The following is a 24584-nucleotide window of genomic DNA, read 5'->3' as shown; positions in this document are numbered from 1 at the left end:
GCTAATAGGTGGCTTGATTGTAAATTAATGCCGCTTAAAAGGTTTCAATATACGAGTTAAAAACATCACCTCTATGAATGACAATAATAAAGACACACCCCACATTTTAGTCGTTGACGATGATCAGGAAATCACTGATTTATTAAGCACTTACCTCAGTCGCAACCAATTTACGGTTTCAACGGCGCATAATGGGCAAGGGTTGATGGAATCCTTACGCTTGAATCCAGTTGATTTGATCGTTTTGGACATCATGATGCCGGGAGAGGACGGTTTTACTCTGTGCAAAAAAGTTCGTTCAACCTCTGATGTACCGATTATCATGCTCACCGCAGGTTCCGATGAAACAGACCGAATTATCGGGTTGGAACTCGGAGCGGACGACTACATGAATAAGCCCTTTAACCCACGTGAGTTATTGGCTCGAATAAAGGCCGTTCTTCGCCGCACTGAAGAACGCAATAGCTCGACTGAAACAACAACCACACAGAAAATACAATTTGGCCAATGGACACTTGATCTGATGCAACGCAAGCTCACTCATGAGCAAGGCGAGACGCTAGCTCTTAGCGGTGCGGATTTCGACTTGCTGCAAATTTTTATCCAAAACCCGGGTCAAATAATCAGTCGTGAGGCTTTGTTTAAGCGCTTGAAAGGTCGAGAGCTGAGCCCGTATGATCGCAGTATCGATGTTCAAATCAGCCGATTGAGACAAAAGCTTGAAACAGGCCATGCCAGCCAGTTAATCAAAACCGTTCGTGGACAGGGTTATCTTCTCAGTGCCGACATCCAATACCTTTAAGACCAAGACTCGACGTCCTCGTTGGCTGATACACTTATTACCACGTGCTTACTCATCACTTTACAGTCGTTTGTTGTTGGTGATGGCGTTAGCCGTGGGTGGATCTTTTTTTCTGGCGACCAGCATTTGGCTTGCCTCTATGCACAGTGAAAAAGAGTCAGACGCCCTCTTGAGTGTTGAAGACTTAGCCATTTCAATGGCACAAACCGTTCTTTATTTTGAAGGCTTGCCCAAAACCTACCAGCATATTATTTTAGATCAGCAACGTAATCTGGGAGGAAGTCGTTTTTTCTTGAGCGTTAACGAAGAGAGAATCGAGTATGAAAGCATTGAAGATAATCCGCTAAAAACTCGATTAATTAGCGCCTACGAAACAGCCTTTAGAGACCGTGTTGGTGTACGTGTCCGTGAAATTGATGTCGATTTTGCCTATCCCGATAAACTACGAGTATTCAACAAAGACGTACTTTTCTCGGAGCTTCCCTCGCGCTGGGTGCAAAATAACCTGGTATTGAATCCACCTGCCCCTTTGCTTGTCGCTCAAATGCAAATGAGCAATGGCGACTGGCTTTACCTAGCCAGCTTAATGCTCCCTGATCCCTATGTTGTTGAGGGCATACCTCCTTTTACGCATGAACAACTCGTGTTCACCTTGATTTTATCGTTTATTCTAATGCTGAGTAGCTGGTTTATTGTACGCTGGATGACGGCCCCTCTGCGCCAGCTATCGGAGGCGGCCAGTCTTCTGGGACGTGATATTCACCAGGTTCCGGTACCCGAGAAAGGCACCTTTGAGGTCCGTGAAACAGCTCGGGCGTTTAACTTGATGCAACGGCGCATTCTAGCGTTTATTAGTGAGCGCAACTTACTGTTTTCTGCTATTTCCCACGATTTAAAAACGCCGATTACACGCCTGAGATTACGCTCAGAGCTACTCGATGACCCTGAGGCACGAACCAAGATAAACCAAGACCTCAGTGAGCTTGAGCATTTGGTTCAAGGAGCTTTGGAGCTGGCACGCGGAAGCGATCTGAATGAGCCAACATCACGCATGGATGTGAATGCATTAATCCATGCGATCCAAGAAGAGGTGGCCGTATTAAATAAGACGGTTCATTTAGACGGACCTGTGCAGATGCATCTGATCGGACGCCCAATCGCTTTCAAACGCTGCTTGTCGAATCTAATTCATAATGCTGTGTTTTATGGTTCTGAGGCATGGGTCACACTCAACGAAACCCCCGATGCGTTTTTAATTACCATCCTCGATAATGGGCCGGGAGTCCCTGAAGAGGAACTGGCACATATCTTTGAACCCTTTGTTCGCTTAGAGACGTCTCGTAACCGCAATACGGGCGGACATGGCCTAGGAATGACCATCGCCCGCAATATTGTTCATACACATGGAGGTTCTATTCAGTTGAAGAATGAACCTGGCTTTGGCTTGAAAGTCGAAATTCAACTCGATAAAGAATAATGACTACGACTTAAACTGGCTAACTAACTGATTCAACTCCTTACCTAACCGATCCATTTCGAGGGCAGACTGAGAGGATCCTTCAGCCGATAGGGCTGAGTCTTCAGCGATGTGTCGAATACGATCCACACTGCGTGTGATTTCGTGAGACACCAAGCTTTGCTCTTCAGCTGCACTGGCTATTTGAGTTGTCATATCCTTGATGGTTTGTACACGCGTCATGATCATATTTAACGCTTCGTTTGCCGCAGCCACCTTTTCTACCGTTGATTCACTTGACGCTTTGCACTTATGCATTTTCAAGACTACCAACTCAGTACCTTTTTGCACATTATCGACAAAGGACTGCACTTGCACAGTGGAATCCAAGGTTCGTTTTGCCAAGGTTCTCACCTCGTCGGCAACCACTGCGAAACCGCGTCCACTTTCGCCCGCTCTAGCGGCCTCAATCGCCGCATTCAACGCCAGTAGATTCGTTTGATCGGAAATACTTTTGATCACCTCTAAAACTTGTCCGATTGAAGCCGTGTGGCTACCTAAAGACTCAATTCCATCCGCCATTTCTTTAAGCTGAGCCGCTAAATCTTGGCTACTGTTAATCATCTGATTAACAACTTGCTTACCTTCATTGGCGTCTTTATCCGTTTGTTCAGACAACACCTGAGCTTCTGCCGCACTTCGCGCGATATCGGCGACAGTGCTCTCCATTTCCTCCATGGCGGTGGCCACTTCAATGGTTTCACTCTTTTGCTGATGGGTTCCCTCTTGAGTTTTCAATGCAACCTTTGTCAGCTTGCTAGAAGCAGACTGCAGCGTATCGGAACTCTCTCTGAATTGATTAACAACGGGTTGTAATGTCGCTAAAAACTCGTTGATGTTTCGAGCCAGAACTCCAACTTCATCTCGTGTTGTGACAGGCAAACGCTGACGCAAATCACAGTTTTTGGCTCTCAGGCTTGTCACCAAATCCGATAAAACGTGACTTGCTGCAAGAATCGGTTTGACAACACTTCGAGTAATAAAATAGGCAATCGCCGAACCAATAATGGCTGCAATCGCCACTAGCAGCATCATAATGACATTGCTTGACTGAATCTGAGACTGGGTCCGAGCCCCCTCTTGTTCTAAATGATTAAAGATATCAAGCTGTAAGCCATAAGCGGCATCTGTTAACTGAGTCCCTTTAGGCAATATAGAATCGTTAAGAATTGCTTGATAACGCTCAGCGAGTTGAATCATTTGTGCAAAGGCTTCTTCATACTCGGACCAAGTACTGACAAGCTCAGCAATCAAAGCTCGGGTATCCAATCCCGCAATGTCAGCATAGTCTTCTATGGTAAAGCGCGCATCTTCAATTAATAAACCCGCTTCACGCTGAAAGGCAGGGTCCATGGTAATAGAAAATAACCCCACTTGCGTGCTGGCATTCAAAACATTGCCTTGTGCAGCCACTGCCACTCGAACTTCTGTCAAGCGACCACTGACCAGTGCGGTTTCAACCAAGCGTTCTATTTCACGTCGCGCAGCAGGACCGAGCTCATTTAATAGACGCTCACGCAACGCCATCATCTCAGTTTGCACAGGAACTAGCTCTTGTGAAAAATGACGACCGAAATTTTCATGCTGCTGAGACAAAGACTGCAACATGGCACGGCGTTGAGGATTTTTAAAATAAACGTCAGCCTCTTGGAGCAAGCGTTGAGTCTCTTTTTGTTCTGTATTAAAGATGCGCGCATCGTCAGGTGCGCCACTGGCTCTAAAATTATATAAGGCCAAGCGCTCATTAAAAATAGAGCGCATAACTTCCGTCGCTCGCCCAGTATTTGGGACCATATCATCGGTAATTACACGCGTCGTTTGACTCACACTGCTTAAATTGTATACCGCATAGGCTCCCACCATTACCATAAAAAACAGCAAAAAAGTCGGTGCAATAAGCGATTTAAGCAATATGCCAAAAGAGGTTGATTTCACGTTATTATTATTCATCTAATCTTGCCTTTTTAAAAAGGAGTCATTCAAAATCAGGACTCACTGCCAAGAGTTTACAGCAATAAAAGCGCCAACAACTAAATAAACAATTAAAATCAATAATTTAATAAAACTAAAAGCGACTTCAACCCCTCTCACCTTTAAAAATAGATGAAATTCCACCCATTTGCACATTTCATCAATATCAAGAATGGGTGGAAACCCGCTGATTTATAAAATCAAAACATATGCCATATTCTTAAAGATAGAGCACACCAGCATTGCTAGGTATATCAACTCACTGCCGCCAATCTAGAGTATAAGCCTTAATAGCAAACTTTGACGAACTCTGCATTCGGTCAAAAATGCAGTGTTTCTTGATTACATAATTGTTACACCGACCACATTATGCAACAAGATTGTTACAAATTTAATTTATACAAAAGAACACGAAATGAATACTATCAAAAAATCAACAACTTAATTTATATCTAATTTAGAGCTACATGGTTGAATATGAATTCACGTTACACTTAGTAACCTTATCTTACGTGTATTTGTCGGTTGGAAGCATTAGATTTGATATTGGGTTTGTTAATTAGATTTTTTATAAGTCTTCATAGCACTCGATAACAAAAATAATGTAGAGGTTATTTCCATGAATTTTAGAAAATCCATGCTCACTGTCGCACTGACTTCAAGCGTTGCATTCACCGCTCAAGCAGGTGAAGTCGAAGTTCTACACTGGTGGACATCCGGTGGTGAAGCAGCAGCCGTCAGTGTACTCAAGTCAATGGTGGAAAAAGAAGGACATACTTGGAAAGACTTTGCGGTTGCTGGCGGCGGCGGTGAAAACACCATGACCGTTTTACGCGCACGCGCCGTATCAGGTAATCCGCCATCCTCTGCTCAAATCAAAGGGCTTGAAATACACGAATGGGCTGATCTGGGTTTTTTGAGTAGTCTCAACGATGTTGCCGAGGCAGAAGGCTGGAAGGATTTTTTACCCGAGATGGTTAGTAACATCATGCAATTCGACGGCGAGTTTGTTGCCGTGCCTGTCAACGTCCATCGTGTAAACTGGATGTGGGCAAATCCCGCCGCTTTTGAAAAAGCCGGTGTCGAACTGCCAACCTCTCTTGATGAGTTATGGGCAGCTGCGGATAAACTCAAAGCCGCGGGTATCATCCCCATTGCTCATGGCGGGCAAGCTTGGCAAGACGCAACAACGTTTGAATCCATCGCACTGAGCTTAGGCGGACCCGAGTTCTTCGTTAAAGCATTTGTTGAACATGATCCTGCCGCGTTGCAAAGCGATACGATGATTGAAGCATTTGAGCAGTTCAGAAAAGTACGTGACTATTTAGATCCAGGCTTCCCTGGCCGTGAATGGAACATTGCGACCTCAATGGTGATTCGTGGTGATGCTGCCATGCAGTTTATGGGGGATTGGGCGAAGGGTGAGTTTTCGGCAGCCAATATGCAGCCCGGAACAGACTATTTATGCCTACCCTTCCCAGGCACAGACGACATGTTCACCTTTAACATAGACTCACTGGCCATGTTCAAACAACGCAGTGCCGAAAATGTTGCCGCACAAAACACTATGGCACGACTGGTGCTTTCTCCTGAATTCCAAGAAACCTTCAACATGAACAAAGGCTCAATTCCTGTTCGTCTTGATCAGGACATGAGTGGTTTTGATGCATGCGCACAAGCATCAATGGATACCTTCAAATCAACATCAGCATCGGGCGAAGGACTTGTTCCATCCATGGCACATGGCATGTCGACCACATCAGCCGTACAAGGTGCTATCTACGATGTTACCACAACCTTTTTTAACAGTTCCATGACAGCTCAGGAAGCGACACGCCAACTGGCGTCCGCAATACGCGCGGCTCAATAAGGAACGTCAACTTAGCCTCTTTTGCCATCCGGTAAAAGAGGCCACTTTGCTTCACGCTGCTATAAACAGGTAATACATTATGTCTGAATCCAAGACTGCTGACTTAACATCAGTTGCGATGACGCCTAGGCGCAATTCACGTATGGGCGACACACTCGCTTACTGGATGCCCAAGCTGGTGTTATCTCCCACTCTGATTATTGTTCTCGTATTTTTTTACGGGTTTATTCTTTGGACAGGCTACCTGTCTTTTACAAACTCCAGAATGTTACCTAGCTATGACCTTGTCGGATGGGCCAATTACGTTCGTTTATTTAATAACGAGCGTTGGTTTGTGTCCTTACGTAACTTAGCTGTTTATTCTGTTCTATTTATTGTTATCTGTTTAGCGATTGGCTTGTCTTTGGCCATTCTACTCGATCAAAAAATTCGCGCTGAAGGTGCGTTACGAACCATTTACCTTTACCCAATGGCCCTGTCATTTATCGTCACGGGAACGGTGTGGAAATGGATGCTAAATCCTCAGGTGGGCATTGAACAATTTGTACGAGGCTTAGGCTGGGAAACCTTCCGCTTTGATTGGTTAGTCGACCCTAACTTCTCGATTTACACCATTGTCGTTGCGGCGGTCTGGCAATCCTCTGGTTTTGTGATGGCCTTGTTCTTAGCTGGTTTGCGTGGGGTGGATGACAGTATTATCAAAGCCGCTCAGATTGATGGCGCCAGTCGCTTCATGATTTACACCCGCATTATCATCCCAAGTTTGCGCCCTGTGTTTTTTAGTGCCTTTGTCATGCTTGCACACATTGCAATTAAGTCCTTCGACCTCGCGCTAGCCCTTACTGGCGGTGGCCCAGGCGTGAGCTCTGATTTGCCCGCCATTTTTATGTATCAAATGTCATTTACTCGTAACCAAATGGGCTTAGGTGCCGCGTCTGCAATGATCATGTTACTGACGGTCGTTGCCATATTAGTGCCTTACCTTTACTCCGAGCTGAGGACTAAAAAACATGAACACTAATCCGAATCGTCGATATGCCGACATTACTGGACGCGCTCTACTCTATGCCGTACTTGGGATTATGGCGATCTACTACCTACTGCCTTTGGCATTAATGATTGTGACGTCGTTCCGTTCGATGGATGAAATCCGTATGGGGCAGCTCATTGATTGGCCGACACAACTCAATCTAGATGCCTGGCGAATTGCGTGGAGTGAAGCTCAAATTGGGGCGCGTTCTGAACGTGGACTGCAGCCCTATTTTATTAACTCCATGCTCATCACCTTACCAGCTGTTGCCATTTCAACCTTAATGGGGGCCGTTAATGGTTATGTCCTCAGCTTCTGGCGTTTTCGTGGCAGCAATCTATTTTTCGGACTTCTGCTATTCGGATGCTTCTTGCCCTTCCAGGCCATTTTGCTCCCTCATGCCAATGTTCTAGGACGCATGGGCATCAGCGGCAGTATTGCTGGCCTCATCTTCACACACGTTGTCTATGGGCTTGCATTTACGACGCTATTTTTCCGTAACTATTACGTCACCCTCCCAGGTGAATTAATTAAAGCCGCACAATTAGATGGTGCAGGATTCTGGCGTATTTTCTGGCGCATTATTTTGCCTCTGTCGACTCCGATTCTAACCGTGTGCGTCATTTGGCAGTTCACTCAGGTCTGGAATGATTTCTTATTCGGTGTGACCTTTTCTGACCCGTCCTCACAGCCTGTCACCGTCGGTTTAAACAACTTGGTTAACAGCTCAACGGGTGAAAGACGTTACAACGTCGACATGGCAGGCGCCATCATTGCGGCATTACCAACTTTATTGGTCTATGTCATCGCCGGAAAATATTTTGTGCGCGGCCTAACGGCTGGCAGCGTTAAGGGTTAGGAGCTTAGATTATGGCTAGTTTAAATATCACAAACGTTGAGAAGTCCTTCGGTCACACCCATATTCTCAAAGGCATTAACATGGACATTCAGGATGGTGAGTTCATTATCCTGGTTGGACCATCTGGCTGCGGTAAGTCAACGCTGATGAACTGTATCGCCGGGCTTGAAGAAGTCACAGGTGGGCAGATTTGCATTGAGAACCACGATATCACAGGAGTTCTACCCAAAGATCGCGATATCGCCATGGTGTTTCAGTCTTACGCACTTTACCCGAATATGAATGTCCATAAGAACATATCCTTTGCATTGGAAATTCGAAAACTCCCGAAGGCAGACATCGAGCGTGAAGTTGAGCGGGTTGCAAAGCTTTTACAAATTGAGCATTTGTTAGACCGTAAACCAGGACAGCTGTCAGGTGGACAACGCCAGCGTGTTGCCATGGGACGTGCCTTAGCTCGTCACCCCAAAATTTATTTATTTGATGAGCCTCTTTCAAACCTCGATGCAAAACTTCGTGTTGAAATGCGCACCGAAATTAAAAAACTACATCAACGCCTTGGCACCACAATCGTGTACGTAACACATGATCAAATTGAAGCCATGACCCTTGCTGATCGCATTGCGGTGATGAAAGATGGACATATTCAGCAGTTTGGCACGCCGCAAGAGGTCTATGACAACCCGGCTAATCGCTTTGTTGCAGGCTTTATGGGATCACCGTCCATGAACTTTATCGACACTGAGCTGGTGAGTCACGAAGGCCAAGTCTGCGTTAAGCTCTTGGTCCTAGATCAACTCCATTATTTGCCAACGCCAAGCGAAGAGCAAGGACTCAAAGAGCGAGTCGGGCAAAAGGTCGTCTTGGGGATTCGCCCTGAACAAATCACGCATGTCATCCCCCACTACGCATCCAACCCATCAACCTTCATCGTAAATGCTAAAATTGACGTGATTGAACCTACTGGGCCGGATACCTTGGTACTGGTTAAAATGAATGAGCAAGAGGTGAACTGTCGTGTGGAGCCTCATGAGGCAGGCAAACCAGGAGAGACGATGTCACTCATGATTAATATGAGTAAAACCGTTTTCTTTGACCCGATAACAGGTGAGCGCTTGTAAGCCTATTCCTCCACGGCGATAGAATGGCGACTCTGTGTAAGAATAACCAACGAGTAAGAAGCCAAGGTTTACGCCTTGGCTTCTTCTTTGGATGGCTGGACAACTCCAGCGAATCAGCTCGGTATCGCAAAAACTGAACTCTCCCAGTTTTGAATTACAAGCAAGCAGAGTTGTAGGTGGACACATCCTAAGCACGAATCCACTCAAGACTTTGCAGCAATGACGCATGCTGGTAATCCGCGATTGAAAACTGCTCGGGACGAGGATGATGGGGATCAGGAACTGCAATAGCACACATGCTGGCGGCTTTTGCGGCAATCACCCCATTAACAGAATCCTCCCAAACCCAACAGGCATGCACTGGGCTGGATAAGCGTTGCGCGGCCAGCTCAAAAACAGCGGGGTGCGGCTTTGACGAGGGCACCTCTGTCCCCGAAGTCATGCTGGTAATGGGCAGCTGGTGCTGTTTAACCACTGCCTCAATGAAAGCCATAGGTGAGGATGACGCAATGGCCATCGGCACAGATGTCTCGGCTAGATACTCAAGCAATTCCTGCGCACCGGGCATGAGCGGTGCTGAACGGATATTACTCTCCATCCGGGTCAATAACTGCTCCAATAAAGACTCAACCTTGAGATTGGCTTTAGCAAAGCGCGCCACCATCCCTTCACAAAACACGCGACTGCTACGCCCTTGAAAACTCAGAAGGGTTTCATCCAATAACTCCTCCCCGACCAACTCCCAGATAAGCTCACGTTCTGTTCTCATCCACACGGGTTCAGAGTCGATTAATAAGCCATCCATATCAAAAATAATGGCAGGAGTTTGAAGTTGAGAGAATCTAACCGTTGACATAGGTAATTATCCGACCAGTTGTTTAAGCGTTGCTCCCACGCTCTGTGTTTGCAGGCGCTAGAGGTAAGCTTCATACACCTAAACAAACAAATTTTATGAGGAGCATCCGCAACAGGCAACACAAAGGATCAAAGTAAACCAGCGAACCTCTAAATCCAGGTTCGCTGCTTCTCAAACATCAGCCATCGGCATTAATTTTGACAATAATTTCCTGAAGCTTCGCTTGAGCTTCGTCGTTGCCAACCTGGCAAGTCCCGGCATTGAGGTGTCCACCACCGCCATAGGCAAGACAGAGTTCACCCACATTGGTCTTAGAGCTGCGGTTTAGAATGGATTTGCCCACGGCAAACACCGTGTTTTGTTGCTTCAACCCCCACATTACGTGGATTGAAATGTTGGTGTCAGGATACATGGCGTAAAGTGTAAAGCGATTCGTCGCATAAATTGTCTCTTCATCACGAAGATCCACGACGACTAAGTTCTGGTAAATAGTGCAGCAACGTGTCAGTTGTTCTCTGGCTTTTTCGGCATGATCAAAGTAAAGATCGGTTCTTTCTTTCACATCCGGTAAAGCTAAAATCTCAGTGATCGTATGGTTACGGCAGTAGTCTATCAAGTGCATCATTAGCTGATAGTTTGAGATTCGAAACTCTCTAAAACGCCCCAACCCTGTGCGCGCATCCATAATAAAATTCAACAATACCCAGTCTTGCGGATTTAACACTTCTTCTTCGTTAAACTGAGCGGCATCTCCCTTGTCCACAGCTTCCATCATTTCGTCCCAATGAACAGGAAATGCATCATGTCCGCCGTAGTGTTTCCAAACCACGCGCGCTGCAGACGGGGCATCCGGATCAATAATGTGCTGTTCAGCTCGATCTTTATTGCGCAAGGTCTCACTTAAGTGGTGATCAAAGGCCAAATAACAGCCAGGGACATAGGGTAAGTTGGTGGTGATGTCATTGCCCGTAATTTCAACTTTACCGTCCTGCATATCTTTTGGGTGGACAAACAGAATATCGTCAATCAGATCTAGATGTTTAAGCAGAGCAGCACAGACCAGTCCATCGAAATCACTACGGGTTACAAGGCGGAATTTTTCTGACATTGGAAACGTCCTGAGGGCAAGGTTGAGTTCAGTCAAAATACTAGACGCAAACACGCCACAGTATGCCGTGTTTACGCCGTCTTGATTGCTATTAACCTTATGCCAAATAGTGCCAACTAACAACTCCTTAAAGTGATTAAAACACAGCTTCTTTAAGGAGATTCGCTCTATCCGTCAATGGCACTAATCGATAAGAGCTTGTGTTGTTTTTGCGCTGCCGCCAGTGTGTTCGACATGAGCATCGCAATGGTCATCGGCCCCACCCCCCCTGGAACTGGCGTAATAGCCTCGACTTTATCCAACACATCCGCGTAATCGACATCCCCAACCAGGCGCGAGCGACCCTCTTTTTCGACACGATTAATACCGACATCAATGACAATGGCACCGGGCTTAAGCCAGTCTTGTTTAATCATTTCTGGACGCCCCACCGCCGCAACTAAAATATCGGCCATTTGGCACAAAGACTTAATATCACGGGATTTGGAATGCACAAGCGTCACTGTACAATTGGCTTGAAGTAACAAAGCAGCCATGGGCTTACCAACGATGTTGGAGCGCCCAACGACAACCGCATGCATTCCCGATAAGTCCGCTCTGACTTGATTCAACAAGCGCATGCAACCCGATGGCGTACAGGGCTGTAACACGGATCGTCCTTGACTCAAGCCGCCAACATTGGAGCTGTGAAACCCATCCACGTCTTTAATAGGCTTAATTGCTTCCAGCACCTGAATTTCATCGATTCCCTGAGGAAGCGGCAGTTGCACAAGAATGCCATGCACCTTAGCATCCTCATTGAGGGTTTCAATCAAAGACAGCAACGTCTCTGCCGACGTTTGTGCCGGAAGATAATGCTCGACAGACAGAATGCCAACTTCGGCAGCACGCAGAAGTTTGTTTTTAACATAGACTTGGCTCGCGGGGTCATCCCCGACGAGCACCACGGCTAAGCAAGGATGAACTCCCTGCGCTTGCAGCTGACCCACTTGCTCTGCCACCTCTGACAATACTTGTGCGGATATGGCTTTTCCATCAATTCGTTTATCAGTAGCGAGGATTGCTTGCGTTTGACTGTTCACCGGAAAATCACCGTTTTATCTTGATTAAGGAATACGCGATGCTGTAAGTGATATTTTACCGCTTTTGATAGAGCAACCGTTTCGGTATCGCGACCAATATTAACTAAATCTTCAGGTTTGTAGCCATGATCGACTCGTTGAACCTCTTGTTCAATGATTGGACCCTCATCTAGGTCGGAGGTAACATAGTGTGCCGTCGCGCCAATCAGTTTAACACCTCTATCAAAGGCTTGATGATAGGGTTTTGCGCCTTTAAAACCAGGTAAAAACGAATGATGGATATTGATGGCTCGACCCGACAATTTTTTACACAGATTATCAGACAAGATTTGCATGTACCTTGCGAGCACCACCAAATCCGTCCGGCTTTCTTCAATAATTTTCATTAGCTCGTCTTCTTGTTGGAGCTTGTTTTCTTTTGTAACAGGCAGGTAGATAAAGCGAATGCCTTCTCTCTCCGCCATTGGGCGCAAATCCAAATGATTCGAGACGATGGCGGTAATCGTCATGTCCATTTCGCCCTTATGGTATCTATACAATAAATCAGCCAAGCAATGGTCAAACTTACTGACCATTAGCAGCACCCTCATGGGTTGATCACTGCTGTGCAGCGCCCAACTCATATCAAACTTTTTGGCGACATCGACAAAGCCCTGCTCGATGATAGCAATATTCCCTTCAAAGCCTTGATTAAAACGAAACACCGCACGCATAAAAAAGGTGCCACTGAATTCATCATCAAATTGTGACATTTCGCTGATGTAGCCGTTATTTTCCGACAAAAAAGAGGCAACAGCTGCGACAATACCGGAAGTGGCTGGACAACTAATCTTAAGAATGTAGTGATTGTGATCATGTTGCATGGTGAGCCCTCAATGTTAAGCAATAGCTGCATTTAAAATCTAAAATTATCATCAGGAATAAAATATTCTTCATTTCATTTTATAGGTGATAGCAACCTCCTAGTCAATACTGATAGGAAATATATTATCCTTATGAGAATATTATATAGATTGCTGCACTTCCATAATCATTCCTTCAATCCCTAACACTTCTCCATTGTTTGCATAGATTCCACTGCCGCGCTCGTGAACGACTTTTAACTGTCCATTCGCACAAATCAATCGATAATCCACTTGAAAAGGAAGGCGTTGATTTAATCCAATTTGAACTGCAGACCAGACGGCCTCTTGATCGTCAGGAAAAATAAGCGAATCAAATGTGACGTCTTGGCTGTCGACCAACTGCTCTGGAAGATAGCCAGTCAAACGAACAGCTCCTTCACTCACATACTCCATGGTCCAATGACGATTATTGCGACAGCGATAAATCATCATCGGCAACCCATCCACTAAATTACGTAAGCTGCGATGACGTGCCGCCAATTGTTGCTGTTGATGGACCTGATGCGTTGCATCATCCAGTGACACCATAAAACCTTGCGGGTTTCGTCTCAGTTTTACTTCAAGCCACCTGCGTTCACCCGATGGCATTAAGCAGCGTAACTGCAGTTGTCGCCAACTGCCTTTAGGCTCTGAACGTAATTGCGACAAGGCTTCCTGCCAGCGAGGACGATCTTCAGGATGAAAAAAGCCCGCATGTGATCGATAGATGCCATTTCGATAAGGATAGCCCGTTAGCTCCTCCCATCCTTTATTCAGCTCTTGTATCGCCCCGTCTAAATCCAACTTGGCTAAGGCCAAGGGCAGATACTCAAGATCCTGATTCAGCTGTGCGTTAAATCTTCCGAACAGACTCGTCATTTTCTCGTACCCTTGGTCCAAGTGCGCCATCAGCTTTTTCATCCCGCTTGCCTCTCTGACGAAACGCCCCTTTCCAAAAAACCACATCGATGCGCCCAAGCCGCTAACTCAAGACGAGAATGCAGGTTCAATTTACTCAATAAATGCTTAACGTGAATTTTGACCGTGCCATCACTGATTCCTAAGGCACGTGCAATCAACTTATTGCTCATGCCCTCGGCGATCAACCTCAAGGTTTGACACTCGCGCTCGGTTAACTCCACCTCATCGACGCACTTTCCCGTCAAATGGCTTAAAGATGCGCGACCCGAATCGAGCAATTGCATCTTAGGGTCCAACAGCAGGCGCTGCTTCGAGCAAGTCAGTAATTGTTGGACTAGCGCTTCTGGCTCTGTGTGCTTTAATAAGTAACCATCGGCTCCCACGCTCAACGCCATCAACAAGTCTGCTTGGGCATCAGATGCCGTTAACACGATGATTAGAGCATCAGACAAAGAGGCTTTGAAGCGTTTGAGTGCCTGCATGCCTCCCATACCGGGCATATGCAAATCGAGTAAGACAATATCAGGCATCAAGGTCTCTGCCATCTGCAAGCCCTCTTCTGCTGAGGCAGCTGTCCCTAGGACAACAAAGCCTTCGACCGCATTCAACAATTCTGCCAATCCTTGGCGCAGCAAGGCATGATCATCAATCAATAAGAGGCTCAGGGGTCGGCTCATAACGCTCTCCAGATTAGCTTAACGCGTGTACCGCGTGTGGCCTTAGACTCGATAGTGAGTTGCGCGGGTATCGTGTTTGCTCTTTCTCTCATCATTCTTAAACCAAAATGACCTTCTTGCTTTTCAGCGTCTTCGGATAAGCCCACACCATCGTCCTCCACACAGACCTCAAATCGCTGATCTTTAAGCATCTTGAGCGTAATCAAGACATGTTGGGCATGTGAATGCCGGACCACATTAACCAAGGCTTCGCGCAGGATGTGCATCACTTGCAATTCGGTTTCTGCCCGCATACACCCCACGGGCAAGCGGTTGTCTAACTCAAACACGCAGCGACTTTGCCGAGAAAACTCATCAACCGCCGCCTCTAATGCCATATGCAAACTTCGACCTTCTAAGGTTAACCTAGATAAGGAAATTAACTCACGGACTTGCCGATGTGCTCGTTGTACATTGTGCCGAAGATCCTTAAGCATATGGCTCGCCTCACTGGCTTGCTCTGGGTTTTCGATCACACTCGCCAAGCGACTCATGCGTATTTGCAAGTAACTTAACTCTTGCGCCACAGAGTCATGCAGCTCTCGCGATAAAAGAGCCCGCTCTTCCATCAGTGCCACCTCACGACGCTGGCGCTCATCCAGAACTAAACTCAGTGTCTCACTTAAGACCTTGCCTACTTCTCGTAATTGCCGCTTTTGCGCAGTTCGTGGCGAATACAAAAACTCCATCACCAATACACCTTGCCCACCGTGCCCATCTCGCACACCACAGGCCAGCCGATGCTTTCCCATGCGTATGCAGGGCATGCAGGTATTTAACTCACCCACATCGGGCCAATCATCTAGAGATGACAGCCAAGGACAATTCGCATGAGGATGGCAAAGTCCTTCTCTTCCGACCTTGGTTAGCCTTTTATCCGTTTGCAACATCAAGGTTGCCCCTGAAGACTTCAGCTGCCCTTCCAGCCCTTCCAACCAAACCGTGAGCGCTTCGTCTAAATTGACATGCCGTAAAAGACCAAGCGGCAAATCAACGAGCCAGGGATGTTGTGGCTTATCCTCACTCTGACCTCGCCCCCAAGCAGACTTGATGAAGTTCCACTTTGCGCTCATCTGAAATGGCATCCTAACCTCGACTCTTGCTTAAACAGTCATAGGAAGTAGCAATTTCTATGCCCTTAGGGGCCGATCTCAGCTGAGTTTTAGCGAGTTTAACCCAAACCCTTAAGAAACTTAGTTTCTTTACAGTAAAAAATCATCTATGTCACCCTAGCTCATATTCTTCCATCTTAGATGCCAACCTTGCCGCACTTAAACAGAGCAAGCGTGTCTTCGATGCCTTGAGATAGTGCCACAGGGCCATTTTGTAGGGCTATATCTCAAAGGGGATAGCCACAACAGGAGAGTTTCAGCGACCCAAGACCGAGTTAGGATCGAGCTTATGTTTGAAATCATCTAAGTTAAAACGATTGGAGAGCAACATGAGTAGACGTGTCGCGATTATAGGCGCTGGCCCTTGCGGTCTTGCACAACTGCGAGCCTTTCAATCTGCTGCCAGCCAGGGGGCAGACATTCCGGAGTTAGTCTGTTTTGAAAAGCAGACGGATTGGGGCGGTATGTGGAACTATACTTGGAGAACGGGAATTGATGAGAATGGCGAACCCGTTCATGGCAGCATGTACCGCTATTTATGGTCAAACGGCCCTAAAGAGTGCCTAGAGTTTGCCGATTATACCTTTGATGAGCATTTTGGCGGGCCAATTGGCTCTTATCCCCCGCGTGAAGTTTTGTGGGACTATATCAAAGGCCGTGTCGAAAAAGCCGGTGTCCGAGACTATATACGCTTCAATACCGTCGTCAGACAGGTCACGTATGATGACGCATCCAAGACCTTTACACTCACCGCTCACGACCATACTGAGGATCGTGTTTACTCAGAAACCTTTGACTATATAGTCAACGCCTGCGGCCATTTTTCAACGCCAAATGTCCCCTACTTTAAAGGGTTTGAAGCCTTTGGTGGTCGTATTCTTCATGCCCATGACTTTAGAGATGCGCTTGAGTTCAAAGATAAAGATATCCTAGTGGTTGGCAGCAGCTATTCAGCTGAAGACATAGGGTCTCAGTGTTACAAATACGGTGCACGCTCAATCACCAGCTGTTATCGCAGCGCCCCCATGGGCTATAAATGGCCGGATAACTGGGAAGAAAAACCGCTTATTGATCTTGTTGAAAGAGATCAAGTCTGGTTTAGCGATGGCAGCCATAAAACGATTGATGCCATTATTCTCTGCACCGGTTATAAGCACCATTTTCCATTTTTAGGAGATGAGCTTAGCTTAAAAACCAACAACCGGCTTTGGCCATTAAAACTCTACAAGGGTATTTTTTGGGAAGACAACCCGCAGTTTCTCTATTTGGGCATGCAGGATCAATGGTACTCCTTCAATATGTTTGACGCCCAAGCATGGTATGCGCGGGATGTCATCTTAGGGCGTATCGCCCTACCCAGCAAAGAGGAGATGATCGCCGATAATTTAGCCTGGCGAGCCAAAGAGGAAACCTTAGAAACCGCACAAGAAATGTTTGAGTTCCAAGGCAGCTATATTCAAGCCTTAATTGATGCCACCGACTATCCCAGCTTCGACATCTCGGCTGTCAACAAAACCTTTCTGCAGTGGAAGAAAGACAAATACGAAGACATCATGGGCTATCGAAATAAAACCTACCGATCCCTCATGACGGGTACCCAGGCCACAGCCCATCACACACCTTGGCTTGAGGCACTCGATGATTCACTGGAAGCCTACCTAAAAACCGACTCAGTCCCCTTAAAGTCGGCAAGCTAACATAGGTCAATGCTGACTTTGTCGAGGGATAATCCATCCGACAAAGCAGCGTCATTGAAATCAGGATTTCAATATGAAAAACCCTCTTGCCACCCAACCTCATGAGCCCGCTCTCTTCGCAAGATCGTCTCGGGTACACACCGACAGTCTTTTACCAGGCAAACTTCGCATTCTATTACTGGAGGCCAGTGATCAGCTGTTGATTGTTAATGTTGAAGGCAACCAACAAGCCGACATCCTAGCGTTGAATGAACAAGGCCAATGTGCGCTGGATAGCCTAGGGCTCTTGCAAAAAGCTCAAGAAAATACCTTAGGTCAAGCCCTTTCAACACACACAGAATGCCCAGATGCCTTAAAAACACTGATCCAATTATCCAATCCACCGCCCTGCTCTGCTAACCTCTGGGCTGAAGAGCTACCAGCAGGTCACCAGATGAGTTTAACGGCACCCTGCAAAGTGTGGATTGTGCTGAGCATCCCTTACTGCAAAACCCCAGTTGACTCGCAGGTACGTTCCAGCGAACTGGCCCTCACGCTGATTCGGTCAGATGCAAACGAGCGCCCAATCTTGCCAGCTCCTTTAGGCAAGGTGGTGAATGAGTTTACGCTGCACCCTGGAACCGCAAAGGCCTACACAGTCAAAGCGGGAGAGTATATACAAGTCATCGATGTGGCTGGGCGTCAATGCTCTGACTTCGTTGCCTTTGATTTCAACGCCCTCAATCAGGGGCAATACATAGAACTAGACCCTACTGTGACTCGAACACTCAACAGTCACGCCTACCCGGGGCCTGGACTTTTCAGTAAATTTTTTGATCAACAAATGCAACCCATGCTGGAAGTGATTCAAGACACAGTAGGACGCCACGACTCGTTTGCCCTAGCCTGCACTGCGCGCTATTACGAGAGCATGGGCTACATGGGCCACGATAATTGCAGCGACAACATCAGCCATGCACTTCAACCCTTTGGCGTTGCCTCTAAACCGGGCTGGCCAGCCATTAACTTTTTCTTCAACACCCAGATTAATGAACATCAACAAATGACGTTGGATGAGCCATGGTCCAGACCGGGTGATTACGTGCTGCTGCGCGCGCTCAAAGACCTGCTCTGTGTCAGCACCTCCTGTCCCGATGACATAGACCCTGCCAATGGCTGGCTGCCAACGGACATTCACATTCGTCTTTATTCTGCACAGGAGCATTTTAGTCCCGCTATGACCACACGCACGCTACCTAACTCAGAACCCGTCCTCACTCGCAAGAGTGGTTTTTACCCTCACCTGTCTGCCCTGACACAACACTTTACTGAATACAGGGGCTGGTGGCTGCCAACCCACTTTAACGGCTACGGGAGCCTGCAAGAATACTACGGCTGCCGAGAGCGAGTCGCCGTGATGGATCTGTCCGCTTTACGCAAGTTTGATATCTTGGGACCAGATGCAGAAGCCTTGCTCAACTACTGTTTAACCCGAGATATTCGTAAACTTGCCGTGGGTCAGGTGGTGTATTCGGCCATGTGCTATGAACATGGGGGCATGCTGGATGATGGCACCCTCTTGCGTTTGGGCCCTGATAATTTTCGTTGGATTTGCGGTGAGGACTATGCCGGCATCTGGCTAAGGGAGCAAGCCGCTAAACTCAACATGAAAGTTTGGATTAAATCGGCGACGGATCAAATTCATAACCTTGCCGTACAGGGTCCATTGAGCCGAGAACTCTTAACGCAACTGATTTGGACCCCCGCGACACAACCGTCGGTGGCAGAGCTGGGCTGGTTTAGACTGACGATAGGACGCTTAAATGACTACAACGGCTGCCCCCTCATGATCACCCGAACTGGTTATACAGGAGAGTTGGGGTATGAAATTTGGTGTCATCCAGATGATGCCTCAGTCCTGTGGACTCAACTTTGGGAAAAAGGAAAACACCTAGGGCTTGTGCCATTGGGCTTGGAGGCGTTGGACATGCTGCGCATTGAGGCCGGACTTGTATTCGCAGGTTATGAGTTTTGTGATCAAACCGACCCCTTTACAGCAGGCATTGGTTTTTGCGTCCCCTTAAAATCAAAGCAAGATGAATTTATTGGCCGAGATGCCTTACTTGAGCGCAAAGCTCACCCTCAACACAAACTCATGGGCTTGCGTATCCAAGGCAACGAACCGGCTCATCATGGAGACCCCGTCTATCAAGGGCGAGCACAGGTGGGGGCCGTTACTAGCGCGACCCGTTCCCCAATTACAGGCCAAAATATCGCACTCTGCCGCCTTGATGTTCGATACTGCACACTCGGCACGCCTTTACAGTTAGGCAAGCTTGATGGGCACCAAAAACGCTTAGATGTCGAAGTTTGTGCACCCATTTTTTATGATCCCGACAAAACACGTGTGCGCAGCTAGCCACAGATACGTGTGCATCTGCGAACACTCAATAGACAAGGACGTCAGCTGAGCCTCCTGCTTTTATTTTAGTGATATGGCATATAACCTGCATAAATCTGTGCATTCAGATTGCTGGAGGGTCAATATGCCTTTATTTACGTTTCGAAACTCACGTTCAAGCGACGCTGACGAATGGAAAACAGCCCTATTAGCAGGTGATATTGAGAAGGCTCTGCAACTCGAAAATGGACAAATGCCGGCCTATCTTTATGACCGTTTAACCCAGTCTCAAGCGCACTCAAATACGGCATTGGCTGCAAATCCTGCACCAGATCTCCTTAAACGACTGTCGGGTTTGCAGTCGCATGCACAAAAGGCTCTCGCTCAAATTGAAAATACCTTTTCTGAAATTGCATCACGAACCCAAGAGCAACTGACCTTTTTATCCCATACACGCGGTTTTTTATTGGATAGCAGCAAGAGTGCAGACAATATCCGCATTGAAATGAAGCAAGAGCTTGACCAGACTCACCATTTTTTTACCAATGAGCTTTCCGAGCTCATGGTGGCCATACAAGAACGAACTGAAGCGTCGCGCTCAGTAATTGATGACATCGACAGCATCGGTCGAACGGTTCAACTCCTGTCCCTGAATGCGGCTATCGAAGCGGCTCATGCTGGAGAGTCGGGCAAAGGCTTCGCCGTTGTCGCTCACGAAATCCGAAACCTTGCGCTTCGTACTCAAGAGAATGCCCGGCAAGCCTATGCTGAAATGGATTTGAGCCAACTGAGAGATCAACTTAACCGACTGCTTGCAAGTTCGGAATCACGTCTGAATGAACTCAGCCAAGGTGTTGCACAATCCTTAACCACTCTACACCAATTGTTTGATGCCATGAGCAATTACATTGGCGAAATCGAAGCCAATAACCGCATCATTGACAGCGGGCTCAGTATTGGAGTGGCGGCCGATAAGCACTTACGCAACCGAATTCAATGGAGCCAAGGCCTGCTTAAAGACATGCAATCCGTTTATTCAAAAACGCAGTTATCGGAACAACAGGCGCTTTCCCAACGCTTACTCAATGAAGAAAAAATCCAAGCAGATCCCAAGTTTGATCGATTAGAGTCCATTCTCAAAAAACGTGAAATACGCATCGCCATTGAACCTCAATTTATAGGTGTGTCGTTTAGAGATGCTCCCGGCCAACCCTTAAAAGGGTTGGATGCAGATTTAGCCCAAGCCTTTGCTAAATCCTTGGGGGTCAAGTGTGTGTTTGTTGAATACCCGTGGGATCGTTGTCTGGAGTTATTGGAAGCCGGTCCGAATCGACGAGATGCTGAAGTTGATCTTGTCTGGAGCGCACTACCACCAATGCCCGGCTATGACAGTGTCGCCTTTTCAGATCCTTATGTATTCTTACCCTATGTGTTGGCCAAACGCTCCGGTGATGATCGGATTAAGTCTCTGCAAGATTTAAAGGGAAAGGTTTTAGGGTGTATTAATGACCCAGCCGCCATTTCGGTTCTGGAAGAACAAGGCTTGCGCTGGCAAGCCAATCGCAGCAAACCTGGCGGGCGTGTTGAGCTTTCAAACCTATTGGCCTATAACGATCAAGGCCTCATTCATGACTGCCTAGCCCAAGGCGTAGTCGATGCCTTTGCCGTTGACCTCCCCATCTATTACTGGGCCTGTAAAGGGGAAACCAGCCCATGGCGTGGAAAAATTGAAGTCATTCCCGGCAATATTAGTTCAGGACTCTGGTTCTATTGTGCGGCCGTTGCCAATCATCCAAGCAGCTATGGTTTGCTCAAACGAATCAATGGTTTTATTCATGATTATCGTCAAAGCAAAGAGTATCAAGTGTTACTAAACACTTGGCTAGGACAAAGCTTTAACGATCCTAATTGGTCATTCGACAAGGGAGTTAACCAATTAAAAGACCTTGAGCCCGCAGGCTAAAGGTCTTTCGAGGTAAACAGGTTTTATTCAATGAACCGGGGAAAAGAATTTCAACCCGACGATGCCCATAGTAATCATCAGCAAGCAAAACATCTTAGCAAAGGTTGCAGCCTCTCCCAGCACAGCCATACCGTAAATCGCCGTACCAATGGCCCCTATCCCGACCCAGACCGCATAGGCCGTCCCTATTGGAACCGTCCGAACCGACAAGGCCAATAAGTACATACTCAGACAGATAAAGAAAATGCAATAAAGTGAAGGCCAAAGGCGTGTAAAGCCTTCTGTTTTCGGAATTGCAGCCGCATAGCAAATCTCACTGATGCCTGCCAACATTAGAAACCACCATCCGGTCATTTGACCTCCTATTGATTATCTTGCGCTGTTCCAAACGAATGAACCCCTTATATAAGGGGTTAAGAGTCAATCAGCAACGGCTCAGCCTTTTGCCGTTCGCTTCGTTTTTTCTGGATCATCAAAGGGTAACGTATGTGCGATGGCATTCACATTTAAACTCCCTCGAACCTCCAAAGGGACACCCTGCTCGGCATAAGGCACATGCAGACGTGCAATCGCCATCGACTGATCGGTTAAACGCGAATACATGGCACAGGTAATAATCCCCACTTGCCGACCATCGGCCCAAAGTGCATCACCTTCGGCTGCGGCAACCTTGGCATCCAGTAACACACCAAAGATTTTAAAACGCTCTTTACCTTGCAAGCGTCTGTGCTCTGAGCCTCCCCGAAACTCGCCCTTCGTGGGAGAAACCGTAAAATCAAGGCCCAGCTCCCAGAGCGTATCGCCAGCGGGTTGATCAACAAATGGATATTTTTCTGAGTTGTCGTAGGGGTAGAACAACAAATAGCTTTCGACCCGCAACCAATCCAGTGCCGTAAAAGCACAGGGAAGGACGCCATATTCAGCGCCTTTTTCAAGCAAGGTATCCCAAATCAGCGGTGCATCGGTTGCTTTACAAAAAATCTCATAACCGCGCTCGCCCGTGTAGCCGGTGCGAGAAATCATCACAGGGCAATCAAATAGACGCGTTTGCATATGATGGAAATACGGTAAGTTACGTATTCCTGGAACATACTCTGCCAACAACTCGACAGCTAAAGGTCCTTGTAAGGATAAATCATGGAGGTCATCATCAAACAACACCGCCACTTGTCGTCCTTGTGCGGAACGAACCAACATCTCATGGCCAATGCCCGCACCATGAACCACCATAAACGCATTTGGGCCCGTCCTGTAAATCACACAGTCGTCAACAAATTTACCCGCTTCGTTTAAAAAGGTCGCGTAGACCGACTTTCCTGGGTACACCTTCGAAATATCGCGGCTCGTTGCATACTCCAACAGGGATTCTGCGTGAGGGCCCACATAATGTACTTTTTTCAGTCCCGATACATCCATCAAACCGGCGCGTGTGCGAATCGCTTCATGCGCATCCGCCAAGTCCGTATCATAGGTCCAGGCGGTGCCCATGCCATTCCAATCTTCCAATTTAGAACCCAACGCTCTATGTCGATCGGCTAATGCCGAAATTCGCCAAGAATTTGCCATCGTTTAAACCTCAATACTGTTCGTTTATAAGTCAGTCGTTTGTAAGCAAACCATTTCAAAAAATCTTGATTTCGTGCTAAAGCAATAATGCTTATTCAGCACAACAGGTACTTTCAGCCGGATCGTAGGACTTAAGCCAATCGACCACCAAGGCTCGGTACTGACTCAGCCCTTTGTAATCGGCCAGTTCATCTGGAAGATCTCTTAACACGCGGTGTAAGCGGCACGCCCACTCAGGCTGTGTTGCCAACTCATCTAAACGGATTAAATAGGTTCGAATGCTGAACATCAGGGCATGACTGCGCGGTAAGCGCGCCAAAAACTGTAACTCAACGCGTAAGTGAACCATCTGACCTATATTTTCAGAGGTCACTAAGCTGCGCTCATGCCCCCATTCGTGATAGGTTTCTGACGAGGTATCAAGACGTGGATTGACCGTCATTGTCCAGTTCAAGCGGCGAACAGGTCGGTCAACCTGAATATTCATCAGGTATTTAAGTGCGCGATCAAACACGCCCATTTTATGCGCCATGGGAACCGGTGCATGCCACTGGGTAAAATTCATGCCCGCATCAAACTTTATCGACCAATCGGCAGGACCTGTGACCATCCCCGCATCCATCCATAGGTTATTATCACGTTGGTCAAGAATCGCAAAATCGCCCTGCACTTGACGCGTGATATACTCCAAGGGCTCGCAAGGTAAGGTCGTGGCATCCCCATAGGTAAATGCCTGCCGCAGGTTCAAGGCATGATTCTCCCAGATCCATTGATCACCCGATCGATGCAGCTCAAACCACTCTGGATAATCGCTTGCTAAATGCGTCATCAGCAAGGCTAAGCTATCCCAAGCTGCAAGCTCCATGTGTGGCATGACTAAACAACGATCGGGATCCTTCTCTAAGACCTTTGCTCGCTCCGCCACCTCGGAACGATAATGCTCGTCAATATCAAACCAATGCTCAAACACACTTCCAGTCTCACCTTTTAAGGCCGGTTCAATATTAACTGAGTACATATACTGGTCTTCAGGAAACGGGAAAGGGAAACGCTTAATCGCTTTCGATGTGTTACGAAAGGTGAAATCGTCACGGTAGGTTTCGATGGGATTAAAAATAACAGACATAAAG

At 47.1% G+C, this 24584-nt stretch carries 20 protein-coding genes; 9 read left to right on the top strand and 11 right to left on the bottom strand.

Annotated elements, in window-relative coordinates; genetic code table 11:
* Positions 1 to 73: 73 nt before the first annotated feature.
* Positions 74 to 802 carry a response regulator gene (locus DN062_RS15470; RefSeq protein WP_112160209.1) on the top strand — a complete coding sequence of 243 codons (729 nt, stop codon included), beginning with the start codon at positions 74 to 76 and terminating at the stop codon, positions 800 to 802.
* Positions 780 to 2279 carry an ATP-binding protein gene (locus DN062_RS15465; RefSeq protein ID WP_112160208.1) on the top strand — a complete coding sequence of 500 codons (1500 nt, stop codon included), beginning with the start codon at positions 780 to 782 and terminating at the stop codon, positions 2277 to 2279. The genes DN062_RS15470 and DN062_RS15465 overlap by 23 nt, the downstream gene beginning before the upstream one ends.
* 3 nt (positions 2280 to 2282) lie before the next feature.
* Here the strand turns inward: DN062_RS15465 and DN062_RS15460 are convergent, their stop codons facing one another.
* Positions 2283 to 4268, bottom strand: coding sequence for a methyl-accepting chemotaxis protein (locus DN062_RS15460; protein ID WP_112160207.1), 1986 nt, complete (start codon positions 4266 to 4268; stop codon positions 2283 to 2285).
* 640 nt (positions 4269 to 4908) lie between these two features.
* On the opposite strand from DN062_RS15460, the gene DN062_RS15455 reads away from it, so the two are divergent.
* From DN062_RS15455 to DN062_RS15440, 4 genes are all read left to right on the top strand, one after another.
* Positions 4909 to 6159, top strand: a complete 1251-nt coding sequence (locus tag DN062_RS15455; RefSeq protein WP_112160206.1) for an ABC transporter substrate-binding protein — start codon at positions 4909 to 4911, stop codon at positions 6157 to 6159.
* Positions 6160 to 6277: 118 nt separating this feature from the next.
* Positions 6278 to 7180, top strand: coding sequence for a carbohydrate ABC transporter permease (locus DN062_RS15450; RefSeq protein WP_193483903.1), 903 nt, complete (start codon positions 6278 to 6280; stop codon positions 7178 to 7180).
* A complete protein-coding gene (locus DN062_RS15445) occupies positions 7170 to 8048 on the top strand; it encodes a carbohydrate ABC transporter permease (protein ID WP_112160204.1) in 879 nt (292 codons plus the stop codon). Before DN062_RS15450 ends, DN062_RS15445 begins: the two co-directional genes overlap by 11 nt.
* Positions 8049 to 8059: 11 nt before the next feature.
* A complete protein-coding gene (locus DN062_RS15440) occupies positions 8060 to 9169 on the top strand; it encodes an ABC transporter ATP-binding protein (protein ID WP_112160203.1) in 1110 nt (369 codons plus the stop codon).
* Between the two features lie 187 nt (positions 9170 to 9356).
* Here DN062_RS15440 and DN062_RS15435 read toward each other — a convergent pair whose 3' ends face one another.
* The 7 genes from DN062_RS15435 to DN062_RS15405 all read right to left on the bottom strand — a co-directional run bounded on the left by DN062_RS15435 (position 9357) and on the right by DN062_RS15405 (position 15809).
* Complete coding sequence (locus DN062_RS15435) at positions 9357 to 10025, bottom strand: HAD family hydrolase (RefSeq protein WP_112160202.1); 669 nt, start codon at positions 10023 to 10025, stop codon at positions 9357 to 9359.
* Positions 10026 to 10203: 178 nt separating this feature from the next.
* Positions 10204 to 11133: an exopolyphosphatase gene (locus DN062_RS15430; RefSeq protein ID WP_112160201.1), complete on the bottom strand. Its 930-nt coding sequence runs from the start codon at positions 11131 to 11133 to the stop codon at positions 10204 to 10206.
* A 167-nt stretch (positions 11134 to 11300) separates the two neighbouring features.
* Entirely contained in the window at positions 11301 to 12215 is a 915-nt protein-coding gene (gene folD, locus DN062_RS15425; RefSeq protein ID WP_112160200.1) for a bifunctional methylenetetrahydrofolate dehydrogenase/methenyltetrahydrofolate cyclohydrolase FolD, read from the bottom strand.
* The gene (gene purU / locus DN062_RS15420; protein WP_112160199.1) at positions 12212 to 13078 is read right to left on the bottom strand and encodes a formyltetrahydrofolate deformylase; all 867 of its coding nucleotides are present in this window, start codon (positions 13076 to 13078) and stop codon (positions 12212 to 12214) included. Before purU ends, folD begins: the two co-directional genes overlap by 4 nt.
* Positions 13079 to 13219: 141 nt before the next feature.
* Positions 13220 to 14020 (bottom strand): PAS domain-containing protein, encoded by an 801-nt coding sequence (locus DN062_RS15415; RefSeq protein WP_162301314.1) that lies wholly within the window; start codon positions 14018 to 14020, stop codon positions 13220 to 13222.
* Positions 14017 to 14697 (bottom strand): response regulator, encoded by a 681-nt coding sequence (locus tag DN062_RS15410; protein ID WP_112160197.1) that lies wholly within the window; start codon positions 14695 to 14697, stop codon positions 14017 to 14019. The genes DN062_RS15415 and DN062_RS15410 overlap by 4 nt, the downstream gene beginning before the upstream one ends.
* Positions 14694 to 15809 (bottom strand): ATP-binding protein, encoded by a 1116-nt coding sequence (locus DN062_RS15405; RefSeq protein WP_162301313.1) that lies wholly within the window; start codon positions 15807 to 15809, stop codon positions 14694 to 14696. Before DN062_RS15405 ends, DN062_RS15410 begins: the two co-directional genes overlap by 4 nt.
* 368 nt (positions 15810 to 16177) lie before the next feature.
* On the opposite strand from DN062_RS15405, the gene DN062_RS15400 reads away from it, so the two are divergent.
* The 3 genes from DN062_RS15400 (at position 16178) to DN062_RS15390 (ending at position 21888) form a co-directional block, all read left to right on the top strand.
* Positions 16178 to 17545 carry an NAD(P)-binding domain-containing protein gene (locus DN062_RS15400; RefSeq protein ID WP_112160195.1) on the top strand — a complete coding sequence of 456 codons (1368 nt, stop codon included), beginning with the start codon at positions 16178 to 16180 and terminating at the stop codon, positions 17543 to 17545.
* A gap of 73 nt (positions 17546 to 17618) precedes the next feature.
* The gene (locus DN062_RS15395) at positions 17619 to 19943 is read left to right on the top strand and encodes a trimethylamine N-oxide demethylase (RefSeq protein WP_112160194.1); all 2325 of its coding nucleotides are present in this window, start codon (positions 17619 to 17621) and stop codon (positions 19941 to 19943) included.
* A gap of 127 nt (positions 19944 to 20070) precedes the next feature.
* On the top strand, positions 20071 to 21888 hold the full coding sequence (locus DN062_RS15390) for a methyl-accepting chemotaxis protein (protein WP_162301312.1): 1818 nt from the start codon (positions 20071 to 20073) through the stop codon (positions 21886 to 21888).
* Between the two features lie 27 nt (positions 21889 to 21915).
* On the opposite strand, the gene DN062_RS15385 is transcribed toward DN062_RS15390, so the two are convergent.
* The 3 genes from DN062_RS15385 to DN062_RS15375 all read right to left on the bottom strand — a co-directional run bounded on the left by DN062_RS15385 (position 21916) and on the right by DN062_RS15375 (position 24580).
* Entirely contained in the window at positions 21916 to 22242 is a 327-nt protein-coding gene (locus tag DN062_RS15385) for a DMT family transporter (RefSeq protein WP_112160192.1), read from the bottom strand.
* Between the two features lie 81 nt (positions 22243 to 22323).
* Positions 22324 to 23454 (bottom strand): aminomethyl transferase family protein, encoded by a 1131-nt coding sequence (locus DN062_RS15380; protein WP_112160191.1) that lies wholly within the window; start codon positions 23452 to 23454, stop codon positions 22324 to 22326.
* Positions 23455 to 23545: 91 nt separating this feature from the next.
* Complete coding sequence (locus DN062_RS15375) at positions 23546 to 24580, bottom strand: heme-dependent oxidative N-demethylase family protein (protein ID WP_112160190.1); 1035 nt, start codon at positions 24578 to 24580, stop codon at positions 23546 to 23548.
* Positions 24581 to 24584: the final 4 nt, after the last annotated feature.

The organism is Nitrincola tibetensis (assembly GCF_003284585.1).
GTDB lineage: Bacteria > Pseudomonadota > Gammaproteobacteria > Pseudomonadales > Balneatricaceae > Nitrincola > Nitrincola tibetensis.
Note: the sequence above shows the minus strand (reverse complement) of the source record. Positions and strands in the feature narration are given on the sequence as shown.

Coding starts and splice junctions, on each gene's coding strand:
- DN062_RS15445 (WP_112160204.1), top strand. CDS start 7,170: ATGAACACTAATCCGAATCGTCGATATGCCGACATTACTGGACGCGCT.
- purU (WP_112160199.1), bottom strand. CDS start 13,078: ATGCAACATGATCACAATCACTACATTCTTAAGATTAGTTGTCCAGCC.
- DN062_RS15380 (WP_112160191.1), bottom strand. CDS start 23,454: ATGGCAAATTCTTGGCGAATTTCGGCATTAGCCGATCGACATAGAGCG.
- DN062_RS15405 (WP_162301313.1), bottom strand. CDS start 15,809: ATGAGCGCAAAGTGGAACTTCATCAAGTCTGCTTGGGGGCGAGGTCAG.
- DN062_RS15440 (WP_112160203.1), top strand. CDS start 8,060: ATGGCTAGTTTAAATATCACAAACGTTGAGAAGTCCTTCGGTCACACC.
- DN062_RS15470 (WP_112160209.1), top strand. CDS start 74: ATGAATGACAATAATAAAGACACACCCCACATTTTAGTCGTTGACGAT.
- DN062_RS15435 (WP_112160202.1), bottom strand. CDS start 10,025: ATGTCAACGGTTAGATTCTCTCAACTTCAAACTCCTGCCATTATTTTT.
- DN062_RS15400 (WP_112160195.1), top strand. CDS start 16,178: ATGAGTAGACGTGTCGCGATTATAGGCGCTGGCCCTTGCGGTCTTGCA.
- DN062_RS15450 (WP_193483903.1), top strand. CDS start 6,278: ATGACGCCTAGGCGCAATTCACGTATGGGCGACACACTCGCTTACTGG.
- DN062_RS15430 (WP_112160201.1), bottom strand. CDS start 11,133: ATGTCAGAAAAATTCCGCCTTGTAACCCGTAGTGATTTCGATGGACTG.
- DN062_RS15460 (WP_112160207.1), bottom strand. CDS start 4,268: ATGAATAATAATAACGTGAAATCAACCTCTTTTGGCATATTGCTTAAA.
- DN062_RS15385 (WP_112160192.1), bottom strand. CDS start 22,242: ATGACCGGATGGTGGTTTCTAATGTTGGCAGGCATCAGTGAGATTTGC.
- DN062_RS15410 (WP_112160197.1), bottom strand. CDS start 14,697: ATGAGCCGACCCCTGAGCCTCTTATTGATTGATGATCATGCCTTGCTG.
- DN062_RS15375 (WP_112160190.1), bottom strand. CDS start 24,580: ATGTCTGTTATTTTTAATCCCATCGAAACCTACCGTGACGATTTCACC.
- DN062_RS15455 (WP_112160206.1), top strand. CDS start 4,909: ATGAATTTTAGAAAATCCATGCTCACTGTCGCACTGACTTCAAGCGTT.
- DN062_RS15395 (WP_112160194.1), top strand. CDS start 17,619: ATGAAAAACCCTCTTGCCACCCAACCTCATGAGCCCGCTCTCTTCGCA.
- DN062_RS15415 (WP_162301314.1), bottom strand. CDS start 14,020: ATGAAAAAGCTGATGGCGCACTTGGACCAAGGGTACGAGAAAATGACG.
- DN062_RS15390 (WP_162301312.1), top strand. CDS start 20,071: ATGCCTTTATTTACGTTTCGAAACTCACGTTCAAGCGACGCTGACGAA.